Consider the following 22871-nt stretch of genomic DNA (forward strand, 5'->3'; position numbering starts at 1 on the left):
TGGACGGGCCGCCGCACCCCACACGCCCCCGTGTCGTGGACGGCACCCCGTGTCACCCATCCGCACCCTCCACGGGAGTTCCCTCATGTCACCGTTCCGCTCGTCCCCGTTCGGCGCGCACCGCGCCGCCCTGACCCGCACCCTGCACCTCACCGCCCTCACCGGCGGCCTGCTCTTCCTCGGCGCCGGCCTGGCCTCGGCCACCGACACCCCGATCGACCTGTCGGCCGATGTCGCAGTCTCCGCAGACGTCTCCGTCCTGAGCCACGACGGCGGCCTGCTCGTCGCCTCCGTCGAGGCCGCGATCGACACCCGGGCCGGCGCGCCGGCTCCGTCCGACCACCGCGCCGAACCCGGGGTGCTGAGCGTCCCGGTCGACGTGTCCGACATCGACATCGACGTACTCACTGACGGCGAGGACGACGCCGCGGCACCGGAGCCGCTGCCCGCAGCGGAACCGCCGGCCCCGGTCGACGTGCCGATCACGGTCACCGACGTGGACGTGGACGTCCTCACCGACGACGGACACGACGCTCCCACTCCCGCACCTACCCCCGACCCCGCTCCGGCTGTCGTCGACGTGCCGGTCACCGTCTCCGATCTCGACATCGACGTCCTGACCGACGACCGGGACGAGGCGCCCGCCCCGGCCCCGGCCCCTGATGCGCCGGCGCTGATCGACGTGCCGGTCACCGTGACCGATGTCGACATCGACGTCCTCACCGGTGGCCAGGACGACAGTCCTGCCCCCGCCCCCGCACCCGCTCCTGCCCCCGCGGCGGACGACGAGCCCGCAGTGGTGACCGTCCCGGTCACCGTGTGCGGCATCGGGATCGGCGTGCTCGACGACGCCACCGGCACCTGCAGCGCCCCGGCCGACAACGGCGGTGGAACGCTCGTCGACATCCCGGTCACGGTCTGCGGAGTGGGCGTTGGCGTCCTGGGCGACGCCGACGGCACCTGCACCAGCCCCGCCGGCACCACACCCGGCGCCTCCGGCAGCAACCCGGTCGTCGACGTCCCGGTGACGGTCTGCGGGATCGGTGCGGGCGTCCTCGGTGACGCCGACGGCGGCTGCACCGCGTCCGCCGACAACGGCGGCGGTTCGATCGTCGACGTCCCGGTGACGGTCTGCGGGATCGGTGCGGGCGTCCTCGGTGACGCCGACGGCGGCTGCACCGCGTCCGCCGACAACGGCGGCGGTTCGATCGTCGACGTCCCGGTGACGGTCTGCGGGATCGGTGCCGGGGTTCTCGGCGATGCCGACACCACCTGCACCACGCCGGGCGGAACCGGCACCGGCAACCCCGGCACCCCGGTCGTCGACGTCCCGGTGACCGTCTGCGGAATCGGCATCGGGCTGCTCGGCGACGCCGACGGCACCTGCACCACCCCGACCACCCCGACCACCCCGACCACCCCGACCACCCCCGACCACCCCGACCACCCCGACCACCCCGACCACCCCGACCACCCCGACCACCCCGACCACCCCGACCACCCCGACCACCCCGACCACCCCGACCACCCCGACCACCCCGACGGAGTCCACGGATCCGGCTCCGGCCGACCCCACCGACACGCCGGTCGTCGAGACGGCCACGCCCCAGCGCATCGCGCCCGCCCTGCCGGTCCTCGTGCGCGACGGTGGTCCCGGCCTCAGCGGGGGCATCCTGCGGGTAGTGGCCGGTCCGGCTCCCGCCCTCGCACCGGTGAACACCCCGGCCGCGTCGGCCGGCACGATGCCGACCAGGGCGCAGGGGGCGCTGGCCTCCACCGGCTTCGGCCTCGGGGGCGCCGTCCCGGCCGCCCTGGTGCTGATCCTGCTGGGCCTGGCGCTGACCGTGCGGCGGCGGCCGCGCATCGCCTGACCCCGGCGCCCGTGGTGCCGCGCATCCGCCTCCGGGTGGGTGCGCGGCACCTCGGTGTGCGTGCCCCGAGCCGGCGCCACGCGGATCCGTGCCTCCCACAGGTATCGATCCGGCGGGCCCGTCCTCCGCTCCTGCAGAAGCCGCGCGAGCACAGCACGGGATCGGCACGGCAGCGATGCGGGGGAGGTGCGTCCTGGATGGATGCTGCTGGCCCGCACCGGTGGCCGATCCTGGCCCGTTCGCGGCTGGTGGTCGACCTCGAGCAGCGACTGGCGACCCGACCTCCGGGATGCCCGGGTATCGCCGTGAGCGGGCCGCCCGGTGCCGGGGCATCCGTCCTGCTGGACCTCCTGTCGCGGCGGCACTCCGGCCTCGTGTTGCGGAACCGTCGCCTCCGGCCCACCGGTCCGGGGGCCGGCGCATCCCAGCCGTGGACCGAGCTGCATGCGCTGGTCCAGGACCTGCCTCCCGGTGCCCTGCTGTGCGTCGACGGCCTCGAGGACCTCACCGACGACGAGGCCGCGGAGATCGCCGACGCGAGTGCCGCCGGCCGGATCCCGATCCTGGCCACCGCCCGCAGCCGGACCGCGGCGCGTCTGGGCGCGTCCCGCCACGCGCTCCGCCACCTGCAGGTCGTGCCGGTGCCGCCGCTGACGGGCGAGCAGGTGCAACGGCTGTGCGTGGGACGGTTCGGCGTCCCGGTCGAACCCCTGACCCTGCGCCGACTGCTCGACCTGAGCGAGGGCCGGCCGGGGCCCCTCGTGGCCGTCGTCGAACACAATCTGCACCACGGATCGCTGCAGCTGCGCCGTGGGCTGATCGGTGGCGGGGACCTCGTCCTGCCGCCCGAGCTGAGCGGTCCGGACTCCTGTCTGGTCCATGCGCGTCCTGCGACGGTCCGGGCCGTGCTCGCCGCCGCAGTGGACGGGCCGCTGACCCGGGCCGCGGCCGATGCCCTGGCCGATCCGACCGATCTCGCCGATCTGCTGGCCGACGGCCTGCTGCAGACCGCCGTGGTCGACGCGACGACTGTCGTCGGGCTGACCGAGCGGGCCCGGGACCTGATGGTGTCGGTCGCGCCGCCGGTCGTCGCCGACCACACCTTCGCCGTGCGGTCCGCCCTGCGTGCGGGGCATCCCGTCACCGCCGTCGACCTCGCCACCCGCCTGCACGGCGCCGGCATCGCGGCACGGTGCCACCGGGCGACCGCGGTCGGCGCGGCCCTGCTGGCCGAGGCCCACCTGGAGCGGGGTGGGCCGGACGCCGCGGAAACCGCTGCACACCAGGCGCTCTGCCTGCTCGAGATGGACGTGCCCACCGACCCGTTGCTGGGGGAGGTTCTGGCTCTGGCCGCGGTGTGCGCAGCCTGGCGATCGGCCGGATCGACGGCGCGCGCACTGGCGGCCGAGGCGGAGGGGCGCCTGCGGTCGTCCAGTGGGCGGGCGGCCGTCCGTCTGGCCGAGATGGACCTGCTGCTCGGCGACGCGCACGGGGCCGCCCGACGGGCCCGGCGGGTCGCCGCGTCGGCCACCGCTCCCGACGTCGCGCTCGACGCCGCGGTCGTCCTGGCCCGGGCCGACCCCGGTGGCCAACCGCCCGCAGCGGCAGACCCGGGCGACCCACCGCTCCGTCGCCTGGTGGAGGCGTTGCACACCCGGGACGGCGCCGCGCTGCTCGACCTCGCGCTGGCCTGGGCCGCGTCCGGTTCGACGTTGCTCGCCGGGGACACCGCCGCCCGCGCCGAGCCGCTGCTCCGTTCCGTGGGTGACACGGCCGCCGCGGCACGGGCCGGTCATCTGGTTGCCACGACCCTCACCGCGACCGGCATCGTCCGACCCACCGGCTGGCCCACCGCTCGCGTCGGCGGACTCACGGCGCGGGAGAGCGAGGTGGCGGCACTGGCCATCGCCGGTGTCACGGCCGCGGAAACCGCTGCCGCACTGCACCTCTCCGTCCGCACGGTGGAGAACCACCTGCAGCACTGCTACACCAAGTGCGGGGTGGGCAGTCGACAGGAACTGGCCGCGGCGCTCGGTCGACCCGCGGACCCGGCCGCCCGGCCCGGGCCCGTCGACCGTCCGGAACGGTCCGGGACCGGCGTCCGTCCCGCGATGCCCGCCACCCGGGTACCGGTCACCGCCGCGCGCGGCCGGAGTTGAGTACCCGGTACTCACGACACCGCCCGGGCCACGGGCCACGGTGAAGACCTCATCCGATGGAGCGACGCGGCCAAGGGGGGCGCGGCCATCGGAGAGGAGGGGTGAGATCATGACCGCAGCAACGACTTCCGCGTACCAGCCGACCTCGGTGGCCGCACTGACGTCCAGCACCGCCGACCTGGTCGGCCAGATCGACGCCGCCACGGCCAGGCCCACGGCGCCCACCACCCCGGATGCGGGCGAGAAGATGGTGCTGATGCCGGCCGGGCTCTTCGGCGACCTGCTGGGTGGCTTCGCCGGTGCCATCGGCGGCGGGATCGGCGGCCTGTTCGGGAACAGGTCCGCCGGTGAGTCCGTCGGCCACGTCGTGGCCCCGGTGTTGAAGATGCTGCCCTGGTCGGTGGTGCCGGCCGGCGTGGCCCCGCAGTCCGCCACTCCCGGACAGCCCACCGGGCCCACCGAGGACCTGGTGTTCGTCCCCGCGGGGCTCTTCGGCAGCCTGCTCGGCGGTCTGGCCGACGTCATCTGCAGCAACGGCGGGATCACCGGGCGTCGCGACATCTCCGAGCAGATCGGCAAGGCCGCCGCGCCGTTCCTGAAGATGCTGCCGTTCTCCGTCGTCCCGGCCGCGGTCACCCCGCAGGACGCGACCCCGGGCCAGGCGCCGACCGGACCGGCCCAGGACATGGTGTTCGTGCCGGCCGGGTTCCTCGGCGACATCCTGGGCGGGCTGGCCGGCATCGTCGGCAAGGGCGTGGGCGGCCTCGTCGGCGATGCCGGCCTGGGCCAGCAGATCGGTGACGCCGCCTCGCCGTTCCTGAAGATGCTGCCCTGGTCGGTGATCCCCGCCGGGGTCACCCCGCAGAGCGCGGTGCCCGGTCAGCCGAGCGTGCAGGGGCCGGATCAGGATCTGGTGCTGGTCCCCGCGGGCATCTTCGGCTCCATCCTCGGCGGTCTGGGTGGCTCGCTGGCCGGCGGGTGGGTCGGCGACCTGCTCGGCGACAGGGACCTCGGCGAGACGATCGGCAAGGTCGTCGGAGGTGTCGCCGGCGGCTTCGTCCCCTTCACCGTCGTCCCGCCGTCCGCCTGAGTCACGGCCATGACCGCTACGATCGGTGCCAACGGCAACCCGGTGACCGTCGACCGGACGGGGGAACTGCTGCGCAGGCTGTTCGCCCACCTGTCCGTCCATGCCGGGGGGCGTCCCGCCCTGCTGCCGGCCCTGCGGGGACTGGCCGAGGCGGTCGACCTGTACGGCCGGGGCGCTGCGGCCGGCGCCGCGGCCGTGCAGGTGTACCGGCAGATCCTGGCGGTCTGCCAGGTCGATCCGTCCCTGCCACAACCATGAGCGGCGCCACCGGGGGACTTCCCCCGGACGGCCCGGCCGGGGTGCGCCGGCGGTACATCGTCAGTGCCGCCCCGGCCGTGCTGACCGCGTTGATCCCGGATCTGTCCGCCGACCCGGCCGTCGAGCTCCTCGCGGTGGCCGGGCCGGCGGGCCGGCCCCGCCGACTGGTCGCCCGGATGGCCGACCGCACCGTCCGCGCCCTGCGTGCCGACACCGCCGTCACCGTCGAACCCGACGACGACCTCGTCCCCCCCGCTCCCGCGGTTCCCCGAGAGGCCCGACCATGACCACCCCGCTGACCCCCGCGTCGGGCCCCACCGTCCACACCCTGGATGCCGAGACCTCCCGACCTCGCCAGTATCTCGTCGCCCGACGAGATGGCCTGGTGCCGCTGGGCATGACCCCGCTGGACGCCGGGACCCTGTTGCAGGTGCTGACCGCCGATCCCGCGGTGGAGGTCGTCCGGACGCTGCGTCCCCGACTCGGCGTGCTGGCCGCCGGGCTTGGCGGCGACGGCGGGGACGAGGGGATCGTCGTGGCCACGATGTCCGCGGAGACGGCCGCGCAACTGGCCCGTCATCCGCAGGTGATGATCGAGGAGGACGAGCTGCTGCACCCCGTGCTGGATCCGCTGCCGACCGTCGACCCGATGCAGCTCAGCCCGTTCGGGCTGGACAGCAGCTGGTCGATCACCGTGGTGGGACCGGCCGGTGAACCCGTGGTGGGCGCCGCGGTCTACGTGTACGGCAGCGGCTCCCCGGTGCAGGGGACGACCGACGAGCGCGGGTCGGTCACCGTCTCCCTGACGACGGAGAACGACGCCACCGTGCGCTCGGTCTTCGTGAACCCGCGATCGGGCTACTGGAACCTGTGGCTGGACGGGCCCGATCTGCTGCCCGGCCGGGACAACCGGCTGACCGTCCAACCGCTCTCCAGCCGGCTCCCCGACTTCCCCACCCGCCAGAGCATCGGTTGGGGCCAGCGCCTGATGCGGATGGATCTGCTGCCCGCGGGCTTCGACGGCGCCGGGGTGCACGTCGCGGTCGTCGATTCCGGCGCCGCGGCGCTGACCCATCCCGATCTCCTCCACGTCACCCACGGGCAGGACCTCACGGTCACTCCCCCGACGGCGGACGGCTGGCAGGACGACCTCATCGCCCACGGTTCGCACTGTTCGGGAGTCATCGCCGGGGCGGACGCGGCCGGTGGCATCCGGGGCTTCGCACCGGCCGCCACCCTGCACGAGCTGCGGGTCTTCCCCGGGGGGCGGCTCAGCAGCCTGCTCGACGCCCTCGACCACTGCCTGGACAACGGGATCGACGTCGTCAACATGAGTCTCGGCGGCGGGGGCAGCTCCGCACTGGCCCTGGCCAAGCTGCGGGAGGCCCGCGACGCCGGCATCGTGTGCGTGGTGGCCGCCGGGAACAGCGGTGGCCCGGTCTCGTTCCCCGGCACCTCACCGGACGTGATCACGGTCGCGGCCATGGGCAAGACCGGCGAGTATCCCGAGAGTTCGTACCACGCCCGCCTGCCCTGGTCCGGCGGCCCGGTGGTCGGCGGACTGTTCTCCGCCGAGTTCTCCTGCCACGGGCCGGAGGTCGACGTGTGCGCGCCGGGGGTCGCCGTGCTGTCCTCGGTCCCCGCCGACGGCTACGCCTGCTGGGACGGGACCTCCATGGCGGCACCGCATGTCGCGGGCCTGGCCGCCCTGGTCCTGGCCCATCACCCCGATCTGCAGGGTGCGCCGCGGAACGCGGCCCGGGTCGACCGGGTCCGCGAGCTGATCCTCGGCAGTGCCGTCCCGCTCGACGTCGGGGACGGACGACGGACCGGAGCGGGTGTGCCGGACGCGCCCCGGGCGCTGGGGCTGGGCCCGGACCGGCCGGCCGCCGGCACCGTCCTGCGCACCGAGGTCGACGAGCTGCTCGATCGCATCCGTGCTGGTCTCGTCCTGGCCGGGCTGGGCTGAGCCGTGGCACCGATCGCCGCCCCCGTCGGTCCGGCACCCGACCTGGCCTCCTCGGTCACCGCGGGCATCCTGGGCCGCTGGCACGGCAGCGCCGAGCAGCGGGCCGCCACGGCCCGGGCCGTCGCCGCCCGCGACCTGACCATGGCGAACGCCCCGGCCGACCTGGCCCGCCGCCGGGGTCGACTCGCCGATCGTGGCCTGCGACTGGAGGGCCTGGTCGACCGGGACGACTCGGTGTTCTCCCCGTTCCTGGTGGCCGGATTGACCGCCGCCCGCTCGGTCGGACGGGTGGTGCACGCCCGCCGGGGTCAGCCGGTGCGCCCGGTGGGGACGGCGGCCCTGGTCACCCCGAGCCTGGTGCTCACCAACAACCACGTCTGCCCTGACACCGACACGGCCGCCGAGCTGGCCGTCGAGTTCGGCTTCGCCTACGACGGGGAGGGCGGAGAACCGGCCCCGGACCGGCGGGCGTGCCGACCGGACGCGTTCTTCCTCACGGACGCGGACCTGGACTGGACCCTGATCGCCGTCGCCGACCGCGGCACCCGCCGCGCCGGGGCGCGCTGGGGCCATCTGACCCTCGTCGAGCAGACCGGAAAGGCGGTCAACGGCGAGCATCTCAACGTCGTGCATCACCCCGGCGGCGATCGGCAGAGCTTCAGCATCCGGGACAACCGGATGGTCGCCGAGGACGACCTGTGGCTCCGCTACGAGAGCGACACCCGTGCCGGATCGTCCGGGGCGCCGGTGTTCAACGACCAGTGGGAGATGGTCGCCCTGCACCACGGCGGTGTCCCTCGCACCGACACCGACGGTCATCCGCTGGCCCGCACCGGACAGCGATGGACCCCCGAACTCGGCGAGGACGCGCTGGACTACCTCGGCAACGAGGGTGCCCGGGTCAGCCGCATCCTGCGCAGCCTGCGCGCGCTCGCCGGCGACCTCCCCGCCGACCACCGCCGTCTGGTCCGCGCCCTGCTCGATCCGTCCTGACCCACCCGCATCCCCCCATCCGCACCCCACACGAGACGAGACCCCGATGACCCCCACCCTGGTGTTCCTGCACGGTCGCGGCCAGGAGTTCCGCGACCCCGCGGTGTTGCGCGGCGACTGGCTCACCGCCCTGGACTCCGGCCTGGTCGCCGCCGGCCGCGCCCCGCTGGGCGATCCCACCGTGGCGTTCCCCTTCTACGCCGACGAGCTCCACCGGGTCACCGCCGAGTTGACCCGGACCGGCGCGCACGTGCAGCTGGAGTCGCTGCCGGCCCCCGGCGTGCCGGGACCGTTGCACCCGGACCTGCCCGCCGACGCCGGCCTGGTGGAACGGCAACTGATCGCGCAGTTGGCCCTCCAGGCCGGGATGATCCGACCGGAGGGTCTGGACGCGTTGCTGGCCTGGGGTCCGGCCCGCACGGCCCTGCGGTGGCTGGCCGACCACACCCGGGTCGACCAGCAGATCATCGGCGCCTTCCTCAAGGACGTCGCGGTCTACCTGACCCGAGCCCGGGACGGGGTGCTGGAGATCGTCCGGGCCGCGGTACCGGCCACCGGTGACCTCGTCGTGGTCAGCCACAGCCTCGGCACGGTGGTCGCCCGCGACCTGCTCGACGACCCGGACATCCGTTCCCGGACTCGGTTGTGGGTGACGGCCGGCTCGCCGCTGGCCCTGGAGGCCGTGCAGCGCAATCTGCGCACCCCCGGCCGCACCAACCCCGGGGTGCCCTGGCTGACCGCCTACGACGTGAACGACGTCGTCGCCCTGGGCCACCCGTTCCGGCCGATCTGGGGGGACCCGCTCACCGACGTCCGCGTCGAGAACGCCGACCAACCCCACTCCATCGCCCGCTACCTCGCCCACCCGGAGGTCGCCGATCCGATCGGCCGGGTGATGAGCCGGACCCTGGTCGACCACTGATCCGACCGATCTCACGTCGCAGCCGCTCCCCTCTCACCGTCGTCCTGCAGTCGGCGGACAGGATCCGGGTTCGGCCCCGTGGGCGACCGATCGGGGCAGCCACCGCAGCCCGCGCGGGAGCCACCAGTTGGCCTCACCCATGGCGGCGACCGCGGCCGGGACGAGCAGCATCCGGACCACGGTCACGTCCAGCAGGATGGCCACGGCCAGCCCGACCCCGATGATCTTGATCATCACCCCCGGATCGAGGGCGAAGCCGGCCGCCACGGCCACCATGATCGCCGCGGCCGACACGATGACCCGAGCCGTCCCGGACAGGCCGTCGACCACCGCGTCCGCTGCACCCGCGCCCTGCTCGTGACGTTCCTGGATCGAGGTCAGCAGGAAGACCTCGTAGTCCATGGACAGGCCGAACAGGATGGCGAAGAGCACCACCGGCGCCCACGCCGCGATCGGCACCGGCTGGCCGAGGCCGATCAGCGCCGCGCCCGGTTCGGTCTGGAAGGCCAGCGTCATCACCCCGTACGCGGCGCCGATCGACAACAGGTTGACCACCACCGCTTTCGCCGCGAGCAGGACGGACCGGAACACGACCAGCAGCAGCAGGAAGGTCGCCACCAGGACGGCCAGCACCACCTGCCACAGATGGGCCGACAGCGTGGTGGTCAGGTCGAGCATCGCCGCGGTGGGCCCGGTCAGTGCCGCCCCCGCCGGGAGCGACGCCGCGACCCGCTCCACCAGGTCCGCGGTGGCTGCGTCCTGCGGCCCGGTGGTGGGGGTGAGGACGAGGACCGCGATGTTCCCGTCCGGCGACTCCTGCACCGCGCCGACCCCGGCGACGCCCGGGGTGCCGGCCAGACCCGTTGTCAATGCGACGATGTCCGCGTCGGAGAGCCGGTCCCGCTCGGCGACCACGACGAGCGGGCCGTTCGCACCGGGGCCGAACCCCTGCGCGACCGCGTCGTAGGCCTGCCGCGTCGGGGCCGACGGCGCCTCGCTGCCGGCGTCGTTCTGGCCGAGCCGCATACCCAGGGCCGGCGCGGCCAGGGCGAGCAGGACGGCGGTGGCCAGCACCGCCACCAGAACGGGACGGCGGACCACCCGGCGGGCCCACCGCCGGGCCCGGGCTGACTCGGCGACGTCCGCGTCGTGACGCCCCCGGCCGGTCACCCGGTGCCCGAGCAGCCCGAGCAGGGCGGGGAGCAGGGTGAGCGCGGCGAGCACGGTGGTCAGGACGACCAGCCCGGTGGCCATGCCCATCCAGGCGAAGCCGGGGACGCCGCTGAACGCGAGGCCGCAGATGCCGAGCAGGACCGCACCGCCGGCGATGCAGACGGCACGGCCGGCGGTGACGACCGCCCGCCCCGCCGCGTCCACGGGCATCACCCCGTCGGCCAGTGCGCTGCGGTGCCGGGAAACGATGAACAGGGCGTAGTCGATCCCGATGCCGAGCCCGATCATGCTGGCCAGCGTGGGGCTGACGCTGGTCAGGCTGACCACCGCGGACAGCAGCATGATCAGCCCGAGACCCACCCCGAGCCCGGCTCCGGCCACCAGCAGCGGCAGCAACGCAGCCCAGGCCGATCGCAGCACCAGGAGCAGGACGAGCAGCGCGACGGCCACCCCGATCAGCTCGGCGGTGCCGTCGGGCCCCTGGACGCTCTCCGGGAGCTCCCCGCCCACCGCGACACCCACTCCGGCCGGGACGGCCTCGCCGACGACGGACGTGGTCGCGTCGGTCAGCCCGGCGGCGTCCAGGTCGGCCAACGGGGCGTCGTAGCGGACGTCGATCAGCGCCGTCCGGCCCGCCCCGTCGAGCCGCACCGAGCTGCCGTCGATCCGGGGCACCGCCGCGAGCGCATCGGTGACCTGCCGCACCACGGCGTCCCGGGGCCCCGGGGCGGGGGTGTCCGGCCAGGTCAGCACCACCCGAGCGGTGGCGCGCGACTGGTCGGGGAAGCTCGCGCGCAGGCTCTGCGTGGCGCGGTCGCTCGGCGACCCGGGCGCGGTCATCTCGTCCCGGAAGCTGCCGCCGGCCAGGGCCGCGAGCCCGGCCACCAGGGTGGCGACCAGCACCCAACCGGCGATCACCCGCCAGGGCCGGCGGGCGCACCCGACGCCGAGGCGCTGGAGCGCCGACGGCCGGGCCGTCGCGCGAGGGGACCGGGCGGTGTGGGGTGGTGCCGGAGCCAGGGTCATGGCGTCTCCCGGGGGTCGGTGGCAGGACCCGCCCAGCTCACGCCCGGGCGACCTCGTCCGGCCAACACCCGTCGGCACGTTGTTGACAACCCCTGGTTGTCACGAAGGATGGCGGAGTGGACCTCGACACCGGCCTGCTGCGTGCCTTCGTCGCGGTGGCCGACGGCCTGCACTTCTCCCGAGCCGCCGACGAGCTGTTCCTGACCCAGCAGGCGGTGTCCAAACGGATCGCCCGACTGGAGGAGACCGTGGGGGTCCGGCTGGTCGACCGGGACCGGCACCGGGTCGCGTTGACGGCGGCAGGGGAACGGATGCTGCCCGACGCCCGCCGGGCGGTGGAGGCGATCGACGCCGCCGTCGCCTCCGTCCAGTCCCGGACCGGGCCGCTGCGCATCGACGTCCTCGACGAGAACCTCGCTCCACTCCCCCTCGTCCGCCGGCTCGCCGCCGCTCGCCCGGACCTGAACCTGGAGGCGGTGACCCGTGGGGCCGGCACCGTCGTGGAGACCCTGCGCAGCGGCACGGCCGACATTTCCCTCGGCCGGATCGGCCCCGTGCCGTCGCCCTGGCCGGCCGACCTCGACCGACGACCGGCCCTGATCGAGACGATCGAGGTGCTGGTGCCGGCCGACCACCCCTGGGCCGACCGCGACGAGGTGGCCTGTGCCGAGCTGACCGATCATCCGTTGTGGTTCCCGATGACCGGCGCTCCCGCGGAGTGGACCGAGCTGCTGGACGAGTTCGCCGCGGACTTCGGCCTCGACATCGGTTACGGCGGTTCCACGATGGGTTTCACGCACTGGGTGCAACAGGTCACCGAGGGCCGCGCCCCCGCGTCGTTCTTCGGCTCCCTGATGACGGCGCCACCCGTCCCGGGCGTTCGGCGGGTGCCCCTCGTCGCGCCGGTGCCGGTGTTCGCGTGGTGGGCCATGTGGCGGCGACGGCTGCCCACGCACCTGGTCGACACGGTGCTCGCCGCCTTCCCGCCCGTCCCCGACCTGACCGCCGCCCGCGGCCCCCGGGGGCAGTGGTGGGCCCCGCGGGCCGACCGGGCCCACCTGACCGCCACACCCTGACCGGCGCGGCCCGACACCCGCGTCATCCAGGCCCGCGTCGTCCGCGTGGGCCGGCTTGGGCATGATCACACCGGGGCCGTCGTCGCCGGGGAGGAGCAGTTCGTGAGCCTGGACTACCTGTGGGGTCTCGCCGGAACGGGCCTGGTGATGGGCGCCCTCCTGATCGCCTTCGCCGGCCCACTGTCGCGGTGGAATCGTCGACACAGCCTGGCGCCCGGGCAGGAGTCCCCGTCGAGTCTGTTCATCTACTCCGCGCGGTACATGCGCATCCTCGGTTGGGTCTGTCTCGTCGCCGGGGCCGTCTTCCTGATCATCGGGTTGACCAGGCTCTGAGCGCCCCGAGGTGCGACGCCCGGGAGCGCTGTCACCCGGCGATCCCGCGAGTGGATACGGTGCCGGGGTCGGGCACCCGACGGACGACACCGCGACGAGGCGAGGATCCATGACGACGAGCACCCCCCAGCGTTCCGCCCTGATCACCGGGGCCGCCCGCGGCATCGGCCGGGCCATCGCCCTGCGCCTGGCCGGCGACGGTCTGGCCGTGTCGGTCGCCGATCTGGGCTCGGCCCGCGCCGCCGCGGACGGTGTGGCCGCCGAGATCACCGCGGCCGGGGGGACGGCGATCCCGCTCTCCGTGGACGTCACCGACCCGGACGCGGTCGACGCCGCCGTCGCCGATCACGTCGAGGCGCACGGCGGGCTCGACGTGATGGTGGCCAACGCCGGGATCGCGATCACCGTTCCGCTGGTGGAAACCACTGCGGCGCAGTGGAAGACGACGATGGACGTCAACCTGGCCGGGGTGTTCCACTGCTACCGCGCGGCGGCCCAGCAGATGATCGAGCAGGGCCGCGGCGGGCGCATCATCGGTGCGGCGTCCGTCGCCTCGCACCGGGCCGGCAAGTTCCAGGCCGCGTACTCGGCGTCGAAGTTCGCAGTCCGCGGGATGAGCCAGTCGGCGGCGCAGGAACTGGCCGAGCACGGCATCACGGTGAACTGCTACAGCCCGGGCGTCGTGCACACCCCGATGTGGGAATCCATCGACCAGGCCCTGGCGCAGCGCAAGGGCACCGAGCTGGGTTCGGAGATGCAGGCGATGCTCGGGGTGATCCCGCTGGGCCGCCTGGAGACCCCGAACGACGTGGCCGGGGTCGTGTCGTTCCTCGCCTCCCCGGACGCGGCGTACATGACGGGCCAGTCCATCGTCGTCGACGGCGGCATGTGGTTCTCCTGACCGGCGGTCCGGTCGGTGGTCTGCTCCACTGGGGCATGACCTCTGCACCGCCGCCCGCCCGATGACCGCCGGCCCGCTCGCGGGGCTGGTCGTCGTCGATCTCAGCCGTGCCCTGGCCGGACCGCACGCCAGCATGGTACTGGGCGATCTCGGTGCCCGCGTCATCAAGGTGGAGACCCCGGGCACGGGTGACGACACCCGGGGCTGGGGCCCGCCGTTCGTCCGGCCCGACGATCCCGCGGCGAGCGCTGAGTCGACGTACTTCCTGTCCTGCAACCGGAACAAGGAGTCCATCGTCCTCGACCTGAAGTCCGACGACGGCCGGAGCACCCTCGGCGCCCTGCTGGAGCGGGCCGACGTCCTGGTGGAGAACTTCCGTCCCGGTGTGCTCGACCGCCTCGGTTTCGGCACCGACCGGCTCACCGCGCTCAATCCCGAGCTGATCACCCTGTCGATCTCCGGGTTCGGACACGACGGTCCGGAGGGCGGTCGGGCCGGCTACGACCAGATCGCCCAGGGGGAGGCCGGTCTCATGTCGTTGACCGGGTCCGGCCCGGACGACCCGCAGCGCGTGGGCGTTCCCGTCGGAGATCTGCTGGCCGGCCTGTACGGGGTGGTCGGCGTGCTGGCTGCGCTGGTGGAACGGGCGACCACCCGCCGGGGGCAGCGGGTCCGCACCTCCCTGCTCGGCGGCATCGTCGGAGTGCACGCCTTCGAGGGGACCCGGTGGACGGTGGCCGGGCAGGTCGGCCACGCCCAGGGCAACCACCACCCGTCCATCTGCCCGTACGGGTTGTTCCGCTGCGCCGACGGATCCGTGCAGATCGCCGTGGGCAGCGAGACGCTGTGGCGGCGGTTCTGCACGGAGTTCGACCTCGACCCGGACGCCGCCGGGCTGGCCACCAACCCCGACCGGGTGGAGCACCGGGCCCAGGTCATCGCCCTGGTGGAAGCCGCGTTCGCCGATCAGGACAGCACACCGCTGCTCGCCCGACTCGACGCCGCCGGCATCCCGGCCGGCAAGGTCCGCACGCTGGGCGAGGTGTACGAGTGGGAACAGACCCGCTCCCAGCACCTCCTCGTCGACGTCGAGCACGAGACACTGGGGACGACAACCCTTCCCGGATCACCGTTGCGCTTCTTCGACGGTGCGGACGTCGAGACCACCAAGCTCGACCACCGCGCACCCCCGGTGCTCGACGGGGACGGGGATGCCGTGCGGGCCTGGTTGCGCGAGGGCTGAGCTCGGGGGGCGGTCGACGGCTCGGGGCGTGGCCAACGCCCCGAGCCCGAACCCCTACGCGCCCCGGTTGCGTGAACGCGCCCCGCATCGCGGGCGCGAACGACAGACCCGGGCGCGTGCACACCCACCGCCCCGACCCCGGCCGCGCACGCGCCCCGGTTGCGTGAACGCGCCCCGCATCGTGGGCGCGAAAGACAGACCCGGGCGCGTGCACACCCACCGCCCCGACCCCGAACCCCTACGCGCCCCGGTTGCGTGAACGCGCCCCGCATCGCGGGCGCGAACGACAGACCCAGGCGCGTGCACACCCACCGCCCCCAGGCGCTCCCCCGCACATCTCCCGGATCCCGCCCTTGCACTAATTCACTAACTGACTAGTGTAATCGCGGTGATCGAGTACAGGATCGACCGGCGAGCGGGGGTGGCCACCTATCTGCAGATCGTCCAGCAGACCAGGCAGGCGTTGCTGCTGGGACGCTTGCACGTCGGTGATCAACTGCCCACGGCCCGAGAAGTTGTGGCCAGTACGGCGATCAACCCCAACACCGTGCTCAAGGCCTATCGCGAGCTGGAACGCGAAGGGCTCGTGCAGGCACGGGCCGGGGCCGGCACGTTCGTGACCCGGGACCTCGCCCGGGAGGAGAGCGATCAGCACTCCGCCCTCGGCGCGGAGCTGGGCGCCTGGGTGGAGAAGGCCCGTCGGTCCGGTCTGGCCCGGCACGAGACCGAAGCACTGATGAAGGCCTGGACCGACCAGGCGTACCCCGACGCGGAAGGCATCCGATGAGCGCCACGACAGCGGTCGAGACCCCCCTGGAAGCGGTGGATGTCGGCCGTCGGTTCCGCCGGGGCTGGGCTCTGCGAAACTGCTCGTTCGCGTTGCGGGAGGGCCGGATCACCGCCCTGGTCGGCCCGAACGGGGCCGGGAAGTCCACCCTGATGGCGATGGCCACCGGGTTGTTGGAACCCACCGAGGGCCGCATCGACGTGCGGGGCGCGACGGTGGACACGAAGGCCATGCACCCCGCCCTGGGTTATCTCGCCCAGGACAAGCCCCTCTACCGGCGCATGCGGGTCCGCGACATGGTGACTGTGACCGGCCGGCTCAACCGGCGGTGGGATGAGCCCCGCGCGCTGCGGCTCATCGAGGACGCGCAGGTGCCGATGACGGCCCGCATCGGGTCGCTGTCAGGCGGCCAACGCAGCCGCCTCGCCCTGGCCCTGGTACTGGCCCGCCGGCCCAGCGTGCTGTTGCTGGACGAACCCCTGGCCGATCTCGACCCGCTGGCCCGGGTGGAGATGCAGCAGACCCTGCTCACCGAGGTGATGGACACCGGGATGACGGTGCTGCTGTCCTCACACATCATCAGCGAGATCCAGGACACCTGCGACGATCTGCTGCTCGTCCGCAGCGGCGGCATCACCCTGAACGGTGCCGTCGAGGACATCCTCGGCTCCCACCAGGTACTCGTCGGACCGGGCACGGCCGACGGTGTCGGCGGCCTCGGCTGGCTGCCTGCGTCCGGCGTCGTCGAGATCAACCACGCCGCCCGGCAGACCACCGTCCTGCTCGACGGCACACCCCCGCCGCTGCCCGTGGGCTGGTCCCAGGCGCCCGCCACCCTGGACGAGGTCGTCATGGCCCACCTGCGCATCGACCGCGACGGCGCCCGCCCGCCCGCGGACGGAGTGACGCGATGAGCGGCCCGGCCGTGTCGAGCGAACCCCGCGTGACGCCGACAGCGGCACCGGAGCATCGGCCCAGCCTGCTGCGCGCCGTCTGGCGGATCCACCGCGCCCTGGTGTCGGGCTGCGCGACGCTCGGCGTCCTCCTGATCGGACTGCTCGTGCTCGTCCGGGTCCGGGCCGGGCAGGAGAGCGACCGGATCCTGGCCACCGCCGTCGAGTGCCGGACGGACGGCCCGACGGGCCCGCTCTGCCAGGCCTTCGTCCAGGACGCCCTTCACCGCGACTTCCGCCTGACCAGCGCTGTTCTCGCCCTCGCCTGCGTCGGACTGGGTGCGCTGTCCGGGGCGCTGGCCGGCGCGCCGGTGTTCGCGCGGGACTTCGAGCAGCGCACCCAGGTGTGGGCACTCACGCAGTCGGTGGGGCGCACGAGCTGGTGGGCGGCGAAGGTGCTCGTCGTCCTGGTCCCGGTGGTGGCGGTGATGCTGGCCGTCGGCGCCGTGTCGAGCTGGTCGCTGGATGTCTTCGCCTGGGCCGACCGACCCATGGCGACGGAGTTCTTCGTCAGCCGCTCCTTCATCCCCGCCGCGGTGGCCGTTCTGGCCATGTCGCTGGGACTGTCCGCCGGAATCCTCTGGCGGTCGACCGTCGCCGCCGTGCTCACCGCCGTCCTGCTGACCGTCGCGGTGGTGAGTGGCGGCGAGTACCTCCGGCCGCACATGCTGACCGCGGATCGGTACGAGCAGCCGGTCATGGACACGTCGGTGCCGGTCATCCCCGATGACGTCCTCTGGGTCGACTCCGGATATCTCACCGCCGCGGGCCAACCGATCGAATGGAGCGGAGCATGCGAGAACCTCGGCCTCCTGCCGACCGAGGACCCGCCGTCACAGGAGCAGTACCAGGTGCTCTACGCGCGGTGCTTGGCGCAGCAAGGGATCTCCTCGGACTACAGCGATGTGCTCCCGGCGTCGAAGTTCGGCCTCCTGCGGGTGGTCTGGGCCGGCTGGGTCCTGCTCCTCTCCGGCCTGGTGCTGGCCGCCGGGTACCTCGGACTGCGCCGGCGGGTCCTGTGACCACCTCCGTCGGCCCTCGCACGGCGTCCCGCTCCGCAGGATGGCCGGGGGTGCTGCGGGTCGCCGCCCGGCTGCACCGTCCGTTGCTCGTGCTCATCGCCGGCCTCGGCGTCCTCGCCCTGGCCGCGCTGATCGTCCACCGGATCATGGTCGACCGGGCCGTGGCTCAGCTGCAGGACCTCGCGGGTCCGTCCTGCCCGCAACCGTTCTCGGTCCAGCCCACGGGCGACTGCCAGAATGTCATCGACCAGGTCGTCTACACCCGGTTCGGCGAGTCCTACGGCATCCTGCATCTGGGGGTGGTCCTGCTGGCCATCGGACTCGGGGCGCTGGCCGGGGCCCCGGTCTTCGCGCGGGAGTTCGAACAGCGGACCCAGGTGCTCGCGCTCACCCAGTCGGTCGGTCGCACCCGGTGGTGGGTGGCCAAGGTGCTGGTCGTGCTCGTTCCGCTCGCCCTCGTGCTGCTGGCCGTCGGCATGACCGCCACCTGGGCCTTCCGGTACTGGCCGTTCGCCGAGGCCGGCATGGACATGGGTCCGTCCGACTTCCTGGCCACGTCGTTCCGCCCGGCGGTGATCGGCATCGTGGCCGCCGCGACGGGGATGACGGCGGGCGTCCTGGGGCGGTCCACGGTCGGGGCGATCGTCGTCGCCGGCGTGCTCTGCTGTGCCGTCGTCTACGTCGGGGAGCTCGCCCGTCCCCACCTGGCCACGGCGGACCGCACCGTGGAACCGGTGTCGAGGGGCGAGTCCGCCCGGATGTTTCCCCAGGGGGCGTGGTTCCTCCGCAACGGGTACACCGACGCCGCCGGTGATCCGATCACCTGGGACGGCAACTGCGTGTTGTGGGAGCAGCCGGAGTCGGCCGTCGAGGACCCGGACGGCACCGAGACCCTGGACCGCTGTTACGCCCTGGCCGGGATAGCCGGGCGGTACACCGACACCATCCCCGAGTCCCGTTTCTGGATCGTCCGCACGCTCTGGTCGGGCGGCCTGCTGGTGCTGTCCGGGCTTGTATTGGCGGTGGGGTGGCTGCGCCTGCGTCGTCGGGTGCTCTGAGCGAGCGCCACGCGGATGCAGGCTCACCGGGCCCGGCGAGGGGCGGGCCCGACGGGTCCGGCTGCGGGCGCCCGCGCCGTCTGCCAGGGTGACCGCAGCGGAACGCGAGGAAGAAGCGGAGCGGCCATGCCCAGCGCACTGGTGCACATCACGATCGACAGCGCGGACCCGTTCGCGCTGGCCACCTTCTGGAGCGCCGTGACCGGTCATCCGGTCAGCGACGAGGACGAGCCCGGTGACGACGAGGTCCTCGTCGAGCTCCCCGGCGGGCCCGGCCTGCTGTTCATCCGGGTCCCGGAGGGCAAGGCGGGCAAGAACCGGGTGCACCTGGACGTGCGGCCCACCAAGGGCACACGGGATGCCGAGGTCGATCGGCTCCTGGTGCTCGGCGCCACCCTCCTCGACGACCGCCGCGACCCCGATGGCCCCGGGTGGGCCGTGCTGGCCGATCCCGAGGGCAACGAGTTCTGCGTGGAGCGCGGCGAGGCCGAGCGCGGGCGGTCGACGCCGGACTGAGCACCCCGACCGGGGTCAGCGGACCCCGGGCGTGGCGACGAGGGGCCGCGGGACGGCCGGCGTCACCGGGGACATCTGGAAGAAGGCGCCGGCCTGCGGCGTGCACAGGATCGCCAGGACGGCCACGCTCAGAGTTCCGGCGACCATCGCCCCGTCGTGCACCAGCCCGTCCGTGCGCACCGCGAGGAACACACAGGCGAGCAGCTCGACCACCGACATGGCCGCGGCGGTCGTCCGGGCCCATTCCCGGCCGGCGGACAGGCCGTGGGCCACCCCGAGGAAGGCTGCGCCCCACAGGAGGAACAGCATCCCGACGGACGCCGCGGCGTTCACCACGGTCAGGGCGGCGATGCCGGCGGCGAGGGCACCGAGCCCGCCGGCGGCGACGAGGATGACCGCTCCGGTGACGATGCCGGGCCGGTAGGTGGAGGGGACGGGGCGGGTCTCGAACATGGGGTGCTCCTGCGGGGCGGGGGGCCGACCGGGTGTTCCCGGTGCTGATCGCCACGGTGCCGCGGGAGGCAGATCGCCGACGTCCGGTGAACGGTGGATCGACCGGGGGACATCGCGGTCCCCCGATCGGCGCGCGCCCGCGCGGGTGGCCGGCTCAGTGGTCGAGCGGGTGGGCCAACTCGTCGGCCTTGAGTCGGCCCAGCCACAAGGCCAGGGCGGACAACGCGACGGGCACCAGGCCGGCCAGCGCGAAGACCAGCGGGATGCCGAGCAGTGCCCCGGCCGGGCCGGCCACCGCGATGGAGGCGGGCATGAGGATGAGGCTGACGAAGAAGTCCAGGCTGGACACCCGCCCGCGCATGCCGTCGGGCACCCGGCGTTGCAGCAGGGTGCCCCAGATGACGTTGGCGCCCTGCGACGTCACGCCGACCAGGACGACGGCGGCGACCATCATCCACAGGGCGTCGACGATGCCGAGCAGGGCCATCGGGGCGGAACCCAGGCCCCACAACCAGATCATCACCGTCAGGTAGCGCCGCGGCAGCTTGCGTGAGGACACCAGCAACGCCCCGACGGCGCCGCCGATGCCGAACGCGGCCAGCACCAGGGCGTGCCCGTTGGCGTCGCTGCCGAGCTCGCGGATGGCGAACGGCAGCAGCACCTCGATGGGTCCGATGACCATGAACACCAGCACGACGGCGAAGAGCAGGGTCGTGAGCAGCCAGCGGGTCTGCACCAGGTAGCGGAAGCCGCCGCGCAGGTCGCCCCACACCGACACGGCCGCCCGTTCCGCCGATCGCGGACCGGGCCGGTGCCGCACCCTGCTCAGACACAGCGCGGCGATCAGGAACGCCACCCCGTCCACGGCGATGGCCAGACCGGGCGAGAAGGCGGTGACCAGGACCCCGGCCAGCGCCGGACCGGCGGCGTTCTGGGCGAGCGGGCGCAACACTCCCTCCAGCCCGTTCGCGGCCAGCAACTCGTGCTCGGGCAACAGGTTCGGCAGCAACGCGGTGTACGAGGGGAGGAACAGCCCCTCGGACACACCGAGGACGAGGGCACCGGCGGCCAGGTGCCAGAGCTGCAGCACCCCGCTCAACGACAGTGCGGCGACGCCGAGCAGGACGACCGAGCTGAGCAGGAGCGAGGAGAGCATCACCGAGCGCTGCGGCAGCCGGTCCGCGGCGATACCCGCCGGGAGCACGCTGAGCAGGATCCCGATCGTGTACACGCCGACGACGACGGACAGCTGCGCCGGGCCGCCGCCCAGCGCGATGACCTGCCAGACCACGGCGACCACCCACACCCCGACGCCCATCAGGGACACGGCCATGGCCGCCCAGAGCAGGCGGAAGTCGCGGTGCCGCAACGGCCGGACCGCGGCCGGCACCCGGAGCCCGCGCCGGGGAGTGGCGTCGGCCGGGGTCACGTCGAGAGGGGGCTGACCGGTCACCCGGGTCACGCTAGGCGGGGAGACAGCGCCCGGTCGACCGCTTTCCCCTCCCCGCAGAACCGTAGGCGGACGTCAGCGGCTCGCGTCGACCAGCCGGGCGATGGTCTGCTCCATCTCCTCGGCGCTGACCCGGGGGATCCGGCCCAGGATCACCGGGTCGGTGACCTCCGCCCAGTCGTAGGTGTGGGTGATGAGGGATCCGGCAGCGCCGTCCACCTCGTCGGCCGGCTCGACGTCCCACTGCCACCGCACCCCGGCCGGCGGGTTGCCCACCCGGGCGACGGTCCACGCGACCCGCCGCCCGGGAACCACCTCCAGCACGGTGTTCTCGGTGCGGTAGTGCCCACGATCCTCGAAGTACATCTCCATCACGAACTTCTGTCCGGCCGCGGTGATCTGGTGCGGGTCGACCGCCCCCCTGACCGTTCCGGACCCGTCCAGCCGGACGTGCCATTGCGGGTCGGTGAGCCGGGCGAACACCGTCTCGGCCGCGACCGGAGCCTGCACCCGGACGACGATGGAGTGATCGGATCGGGTCACGGACGCAGCGCTGGGATCGGTCATGGATCTGTTCTACCCCCGGGGTCGGCCCGATCGATCATGGGGGCCGCTCAGGCGGCCCGCCCGTAGGCCCCGGCGGCGATGTCGTCCAGCAGCGTCGGCCCGGTCGGCGTCCAGCCGAGCAGCTCGCGGGTGGCCACGCTTGTCGCCGACATCTCCAACCCGAAGAACGACCCGATCCAGCCGAAGTGGTCGGCGACCTCGTCGGCGGCGATCGGACCGACGGGCAGGCCCCAGGCCGCGCCGATCGCCGTGGCGATGTCCCGGGTGGAGATGGCCGGCTCGGCCATGGCGTGGACGATGCTCCCGGCGGGAGCCCCGGTCAGAGCGAGCGCGACCAGACGGGCGGCGTCGCTGCGATGGACCGCGGCCCAGCTGTTCGTCCCCTCGCCGGGGTAGCCGGAGATCCCCTTCTGCCGGGCCGCGGCGGTGATGGCGGCGATGAAGCCGTGGTCGTCCATCCCGTGCACCGTGGGAGCGAAGCGGACGCTGACCGCGCGGACTCCGCGGTCCACGAACTCCAGGGCCAGGTTCTCGGCGCCGCCCCGCGGGGAGTCCGGTCCGTGGAACGGGGACACATCCCGTTCCGTCGCCGGGCGTCCCGACGCCAGCCCGGCCGCGCCCGCGGCGAGCAGGAAGGGCCGGTCGCTGCCGACGAGGGCGTCGGAGAAGGTCTGCACCGCCGCGCGTTCCGCCGCGTTCGACACCGCGGGGTTGGCGAAGTCGTGCTTGTTGGCCAAGTGGATCACGGCGTCGGCGGATTCGGCCCCGGCGCGCAGACCGGCCAGGTCGTCGAGGTCGCCACGGCGCACGCGGGCGCCCTGGGCGGCGAGAGCCGCTGCTGCGGAATCGGATCGGACCAGCCCGGTGACCTGATGGCCGGTGGCGAGCAACTCGTCGACCACGGCCGACCCGATCCATCCCGACGCACCGGTGACGAAGACCTGCATGACGCACTCCCTCTCTCGCCGGCGAAGCGGATCCGCCGGACCGTGCCGCACCTGATGTCTGCGGCTGACATCACGCTACGCCTGATGTCAGCCGCTGTCATCAA

20 protein-coding genes and 1 pseudogene are annotated in these 22871 nt (G+C 73.7%); 16 read left to right on the plus strand and 5 right to left on the minus strand.

Annotated features, from left to right (window positions below; translation table 11 throughout):
* Window positions 1-85: 85 nt before the first annotated feature.
* The 7 genes from J2S58_RS10540 (at window position 86) to J2S58_RS10570 (ending at window position 9262) form a co-directional block, all read left to right on the plus strand.
* Window positions 86-4030: a helix-turn-helix transcriptional regulator gene (locus J2S58_RS10540; RefSeq protein WP_306828080.1), complete on the plus strand. Its 3945-nt coding sequence runs from the start codon at window positions 86-88 to the stop codon at window positions 4028-4030.
* Window positions 4031-4139: 109 nt separating this feature from the next.
* Window positions 4140-5120 (plus strand): hypothetical protein, encoded by a 981-nt coding sequence (locus J2S58_RS10545; protein ID WP_306828082.1) that lies wholly within the window; start codon window positions 4140-4142, stop codon window positions 5118-5120.
* 9 nt (window positions 5121-5129) lie between these two features.
* A complete protein-coding gene (locus J2S58_RS10550; protein WP_306828083.1) occupies window positions 5130-5378 on the plus strand; it encodes a hypothetical protein in 249 nt (82 codons plus the stop codon).
* Window positions 5375-5665 (plus strand): hypothetical protein, encoded by a 291-nt coding sequence (locus J2S58_RS10555; protein WP_306828085.1) that lies wholly within the window; start codon window positions 5375-5377, stop codon window positions 5663-5665. Before J2S58_RS10550 ends, J2S58_RS10555 begins: the two co-directional genes overlap by 4 nt.
* Window positions 5662-7347, plus strand: coding sequence for a S8 family peptidase (locus J2S58_RS10560; protein ID WP_306828088.1), 1686 nt, complete (start codon window positions 5662-5664; stop codon window positions 7345-7347). Before J2S58_RS10555 ends, J2S58_RS10560 begins: the two co-directional genes overlap by 4 nt.
* 3 nt (window positions 7348-7350) lie before the next feature.
* Window positions 7351-8340, plus strand: coding sequence for a trypsin-like serine peptidase (locus tag J2S58_RS10565; RefSeq protein WP_306828090.1), 990 nt, complete (start codon window positions 7351-7353; stop codon window positions 8338-8340).
* 46 nt (window positions 8341-8386) lie between these two features.
* Window positions 8387-9262 (plus strand): PGAP1-like alpha/beta domain-containing protein, encoded by an 876-nt coding sequence (locus J2S58_RS10570; protein WP_306828091.1) that lies wholly within the window; start codon window positions 8387-8389, stop codon window positions 9260-9262.
* 33 nt (window positions 9263-9295) lie between these two features.
* On the opposite strand, the gene J2S58_RS10575 is transcribed toward J2S58_RS10570, so the two are convergent.
* Window positions 9296-11461, minus strand: a complete 2166-nt coding sequence (locus J2S58_RS10575; RefSeq protein WP_306828093.1) for an MMPL family transporter — start codon at window positions 11459-11461, stop codon at window positions 9296-9298.
* Between the two features lie 116 nt (window positions 11462-11577).
* On the opposite strand from J2S58_RS10575, the gene J2S58_RS10580 reads away from it, so the two are divergent.
* The 9 genes and pseudogenes from J2S58_RS10580 (at window position 11578) to J2S58_RS10620 (ending at window position 19350) form a co-directional block, all read left to right on the plus strand.
* Entirely contained in the window at window positions 11578-12537 is a 960-nt protein-coding gene (locus J2S58_RS10580) for a LysR family transcriptional regulator (RefSeq protein ID WP_306828095.1), read from the plus strand.
* A 102-nt stretch (window positions 12538-12639) separates the two neighbouring features.
* Window positions 12640-12870, plus strand: coding sequence for a hypothetical protein (locus J2S58_RS10585; RefSeq protein ID WP_306828097.1), 231 nt, complete (start codon window positions 12640-12642; stop codon window positions 12868-12870).
* A gap of 109 nt (window positions 12871-12979) precedes the next feature.
* The gene (locus J2S58_RS10590) at window positions 12980-13771 is read left to right on the plus strand and encodes an SDR family oxidoreductase (RefSeq protein ID WP_306828098.1); all 792 of its coding nucleotides are present in this window, start codon (window positions 12980-12982) and stop codon (window positions 13769-13771) included.
* A 61-nt stretch (window positions 13772-13832) separates the two neighbouring features.
* Window positions 13833-15014 (plus strand): CaiB/BaiF CoA transferase family protein, encoded by a 1182-nt coding sequence (locus tag J2S58_RS10595; protein ID WP_306828100.1) that lies wholly within the window; start codon window positions 13833-13835, stop codon window positions 15012-15014.
* A gap of 388 nt (window positions 15015-15402) precedes the next feature.
* On the plus strand, window positions 15403-15801 hold the full coding sequence (locus J2S58_RS10600; protein ID WP_306828103.1) for a GntR family transcriptional regulator: 399 nt from the start codon (window positions 15403-15405) through the stop codon (window positions 15799-15801).
* Window positions 15798-16304, plus strand: a pseudogene (locus tag J2S58_RS19205) (ATP-binding cassette domain-containing protein); the annotation flags it as partial. The gene J2S58_RS10600 and the pseudogene J2S58_RS19205, both read left to right, overlap by 4 nt.
* Window positions 16305-16711: 407 nt before the next feature.
* A complete protein-coding gene (locus tag J2S58_RS10610) occupies window positions 16712-17776 on the plus strand; it encodes a hypothetical protein (protein ID WP_306828108.1) in 1065 nt (354 codons plus the stop codon).
* A 50-nt stretch (window positions 17777-17826) separates the two neighbouring features.
* Window positions 17827-18834, plus strand: a complete 1008-nt coding sequence (locus J2S58_RS10615; protein WP_306828110.1) for a hypothetical protein — start codon at window positions 17827-17829, stop codon at window positions 18832-18834.
* A gap of 126 nt (window positions 18835-18960) precedes the next feature.
* Window positions 18961-19350 (plus strand): VOC family protein, encoded by a 390-nt coding sequence (locus J2S58_RS10620; RefSeq protein ID WP_306828111.1) that lies wholly within the window; start codon window positions 18961-18963, stop codon window positions 19348-19350.
* A gap of 15 nt (window positions 19351-19365) precedes the next feature.
* On the opposite strand, the gene J2S58_RS10625 is transcribed toward J2S58_RS10620, so the two are convergent.
* The 4 genes from J2S58_RS10625 to J2S58_RS10640 form a co-directional block, all read right to left on the minus strand.
* Window positions 19366-19803, minus strand: a complete 438-nt coding sequence (locus J2S58_RS10625) for a hypothetical protein (protein WP_306828113.1) — start codon at window positions 19801-19803, stop codon at window positions 19366-19368.
* Between the two features lie 154 nt (window positions 19804-19957).
* The gene (locus J2S58_RS10630; RefSeq protein ID WP_344470088.1) at window positions 19958-21172 is read right to left on the minus strand and encodes an MFS transporter; all 1215 of its coding nucleotides are present in this window, start codon (window positions 21170-21172) and stop codon (window positions 19958-19960) included.
* A 156-nt stretch (window positions 21173-21328) separates the two neighbouring features.
* On the minus strand, window positions 21329-21820 hold the full coding sequence (locus tag J2S58_RS10635) for an SRPBCC family protein (protein WP_306828117.1): 492 nt from the start codon (window positions 21818-21820) through the stop codon (window positions 21329-21331).
* 47 nt (window positions 21821-21867) lie between these two features.
* Window positions 21868-22767 (minus strand): SDR family oxidoreductase, encoded by a 900-nt coding sequence (locus tag J2S58_RS10640; protein WP_306828120.1) that lies wholly within the window; start codon window positions 22765-22767, stop codon window positions 21868-21870.
* Window positions 22768-22871 lie beyond the last annotated feature (104 nt).

It is taken from the genome of Nakamurella flavida, assembly GCF_030811475.1.
Classification (GTDB): Bacteria; Actinomycetota; Actinomycetes; order Mycobacteriales; family Nakamurellaceae; genus Nakamurella; species Nakamurella flavida.